A 3,968-nucleotide genomic window follows, 5' to 3' on the forward strand; every position below is an offset into this window, starting at 1 on the left:
AGCCAGCCTGATCGAGTCGGTCAAGAAGTTCCGCTGGGCGATGGCCTCCGCAGATACCGACGCACTGACCCTAGGGCGGGAGTATATTGCCATGCTCAGCGAAGGTGTCATCGCGGCGCAGTATTTGGGCGCCTGGAAAATGAAAGCTGATAATGCTGTCCTGGTTGCGCCCGCTTATACTTTTTTGATGCAAAACAGGGCGGTGGCAGTCCAATTCTGGCTGAACCCCGGCTCGGACGGCTGGGTCGAACGACTCTTCCAGCCCCTGACACACCCCTATGTCTTATCGCGCGGTTGGGATAATGCCGAGGGTCATTATTGGACAGATGCCGACGATGTGACCGCCAATCAGGAAACATTGGCACGTCTGACGACCGGCCTGCTGCGCCGCTGCAAGGAACGCCTCTACCTGGGTTTGTCTGAATTGGGCGAATCAGGTTTCGAGCAGCGCGGGGTCTTGTTGAAGGCTTTTCAGCAGGTCTTGCAGGATGGAAATAAATAATATATTCGCATGGGGATAAATCCTCCGTGCTACAAATACAAAGCCCTGTTAGGGCTAAAAAAACATGCCATATTGGAAACTTTTCTATCATTTCATTTGGGCGACAAAAAGACGGGAGCCGTTAATTTTGGCCGAATTTGAAGCGGATTTACACAGCATCATCGCCAAAAAGGGTATTAATCTGGGCTGCATCGTCCACGCCATCGGTGAGGTGGAGGATCATATCCATTTGGCTGTATCGGTTCCACCCAAAATCGCATTTGCAAAATTTATTGGAGAGGTAAAGGGAAACAGCTCCCATTTTGTAAATCATACCGTTCACCCAGGATACAAATTTTATTGGCAAGAGGAATATGGCGTATTATCATTTGGTGAGAAAAATCTGCCCGTTATTATGCGTTATATCTTAAATCAGAAGAAACATCATGCAGCCAATAATCTGAAGGATACGTTAGAAAAGATTTAGTCCAAAGGACTTCGTAAAAATAGCACAATCGGTTCACCGCCGTGCGGACAGATTAAAATTCTATGAACCCAACCTTCCGCCCCTCTCAACAGAAAATTCTCCAATATACCCATGGCACAATGGGGATTGCCGCCGTTCCAGGCTCTGGCAAAACCTTCACCCTCTCTGCGTTGGCAGCTGAGATCATCGGACGGGGCGAACTCGCCAGGGAGCAGGAAGTGCTGATCGTAACTCTCGTCAATTCGGCGGTAGATAATTTTTCCAGCCGGATCAACGGGTTCATCACCGCGCGCGGGCTTTTGCCGCGTGTCGGATATCGAGTACGGACCCTGCATGGGTTGGCACACGATATTGTCCGCGAGAAACCAGGCCTGGTCGGGCTGGAGGAACGCTTCGCGATCATTGACGAACGTGAAGCCAATTTCATCCGCAAAGAAGCGGTATCCGCCTGGCTGGCAGCCAACCCGAATGCCCTCGACGATTATCTCGATCCCGATTTGGATAATTCCAAACGAGATTGGGTCCGCCGTCAACAGCTCCCGAATACATTGGAAGGGCTGGCCCTGGCTTTCATCCGCTCGGCGAAAGATCGCCGGATCCTGCCCGATCAACTCCGCGCCCAGCTTGCCAATCAACCCGCCCCGCTGCCCCTCGCTGAAATGGGTCTGGCGATCTACACTGATTATCAGCGCGCCCTCGCCTATCGAGGCGCGGTCGATTTTGACGATCTGATCCGTCTCGCCCTGGATCTGCTCGAGCGTGATCCCGATTTTCTTGAACGCCTGCGCCACCGCTGGCCCTATATTCTCGAAGATGAAGCGCAGGATAGCAGTCAGACCCAGGAGAAAATTTTGCGTCTGCTCTCTGGTGAGGGCGGAAACTGGGTGCGTGTCGGCGACCCCAACCAGGCGATTTTTGAAACCTTTACCACCGCCAACCCGCAATTGCTGCGCGATTTTATCGCCAACGAAGCCGATTTTCAGCGCGAATTGCCCAACTCCGGGCGTTCGCAAAAAGCCGTGATCGATCTGGCAAACCAGTTGATCAATTGGGTGATGGAGGCACATCCGGATGAAGATGCCCGCGATGCGCTTGCGCCACCCTATATCCAACCGACCGGCCCGGACGATCCACAACCGAACCCGCCCATGAATTTGGATGGACTCCATTTAATCAATAAAAAGTTCAGCCCCGAGGCCGAGCTTTCGGCCATCGTCGATTCGATCGCCCGCTGGATGCCGGACAATAAAGATAAAACGATAGCGGTCCTCGTCCCACGCAATGCGCGCGGCGCCGAGATCGCCGATGCGCTCAAACAACAAAACATCGAAGTGGTCGAGGTGCTCTCCTCCACACAGTCAACCCGCCAAACTGCGGGGGCATTGGGGAATATCGTCAAATATCTGGCGGACCCGCAATCTGCGTCCAAATTGGCAACAGTTTACCGCGTCTGGCGGCGGGATTGGCGAGAGAATGATGAGTATGAGGCTTTTTATAAACATATCGCGAGTTTGGTCAAGAAGGCATCACAAGTGGAGGCTTTCCTTGCCCCCTCCCCCGATGAAGATTGGCTGGCAGGGCTACAGGAGTCCGAATCGGATGATGTGATCACAGAATTGATCGCCTTCAGAAAAATCGTCCAACGCTGGCTGGATGCGGTCACGCTCCCCATCGATCAACTGATCCTGACCCTGGCCCAGGACCTTTTCACCGAAGCGGCTGACCTGGCTTTGGCACACAAACTGGCCCTCGTTCTGCGACAGGCTGCCAACGATCACAGCGAGTGGCGTCTGCCAGAGCTGACAGGAGAGCTATCGATCATCGCCAAAAATCAGCGCAAGTTCATCGGTTTTTCGGCGGAGGATGGCGGTTTTGATCCAACAAATTATCGGGGCAAAGTGGTGGTGACGACGATGCATAAGGCCAAGGGTCTCGAGTGGGACCGGGTTTATCTGACTTCGGTAAATTCCTATACCTTCCCCTCCAATCAGCCGAATGATACGTATATCTCGGAGAAATGGTTTCTGCGGGATGGGTTAAATCTCGAAGCCGAGGCCCTCGCCCAACTGGATGCGGCCACCCAGACCGGCGAATATGATTTTTACAGTGAAGGCCAGGCGACCCTGGCCGCCCGCGTCGATTACGTCCGTGAGCGGCTGCGACTCTTCTATGTGGGGATCACCCGCGCCAAAGAGGAGTTGGTCATCACCTGGAATACGGGCCGCAAGGATTCGACTCAGGCCCTGCCTTTTGCGGCGTTATTGGGCGGAAAAAGTGATGAGTAACGAGTGAATTTTTAAGATTTTCCGTATTACAATATTAGTAAAGTACCACCACCAAAGGTGGTGGCTTGAAGTGTTGCACCTAGAAGGTGCGATGCTACTCAGCTAATTAAAATAAGCGCGATTGTCCACGCTCTAAATCTGCTTCTTTCTTTTCCTGCCACTTAACATATTGGCGAATATGATCTTCATCCAAGCCTACCGTACTCACACAATAGCCGCGAGACCAGACATGCTGACCCCAGTAACGCTTTCGTAATTGCGGAAATCTGTCAAACAGCCGTAGAGCCAGTTTCCCTTTCAGATAACCGGCTACACTTGATACCGAATACTTCGGTGGTATCCATAGGACTACATGAACATGGTCCGGCTGTACATTCAACTCCAATATCTCTACTCCATCCTTCTGAGTACAGAGACGATAGATTTCCTGATGTACATATTTTGACACAACTTCATCCAATATCTTGTAACGATACTTCGGACAGAAAACGATAGGGTACTTGCACTCATATAGAGAGTGTGCTAACTTTCTAAATCGACGAGCCATCATGTATCTCCTATTAGCTTCGCATCTTCTAGGTCGATACATGATACTCGTCATCTTCTATACACCGGTCGAACCGATATTTACTCCACTGCCATAGGCAGTGGTTTTTCTACAATAAAAAAGATGATTTGAGTATATTGAAATAGATGATGGAAAATAAAATGATCG

At 51.3% G+C, this 3,968-nt stretch carries 3 protein-coding genes and 1 pseudogene; 3 read left to right on the top strand and 1 reads right to left on the bottom strand.

All coding sequences use genetic code 11. The features are described from left to right. The 3 genes and pseudogenes from AC3DOM_RS14815 to AC3DOM_RS14825 all read left to right on the top strand — a co-directional run. Positions 1-502, top strand: a pseudogene (locus AC3DOM_RS14815) (hypothetical protein); the annotation flags it as partial. 64 nt (positions 503-566) lie between these two features. Further along, on the top strand, positions 567-968 hold the full coding sequence (gene tnpA, locus AC3DOM_RS14820) for an IS200/IS605 family transposase (RefSeq protein ID WP_487919819.1): 402 nt from the start codon (positions 567-569) through the stop codon (positions 966-968). Positions 969-1,030: 62 nt separating this feature from the next. Then, complete coding sequence (locus tag AC3DOM_RS14825; RefSeq protein ID WP_487919820.1) at positions 1,031-3,253, top strand: ATP-dependent helicase; 2,223 nt, start codon at positions 1,031-1,033, stop codon at positions 3,251-3,253. A gap of 106 nt (positions 3,254-3,359) precedes the next feature. Here the strand turns inward: AC3DOM_RS14825 and tnpA (AC3DOM_RS14830) are convergent, their stop codons facing one another. Continuing rightward, a complete protein-coding gene (tnpA, locus tag AC3DOM_RS14830) occupies positions 3,360-3,800 on the bottom strand; it encodes an IS200/IS605 family transposase (protein WP_487919821.1) in 441 nt (146 codons plus the stop codon). Positions 3,801-3,968: the final 168 nt, after the last annotated feature.

Source organism: Candidatus Desulfolinea nitratireducens (assembly GCF_982879505.1).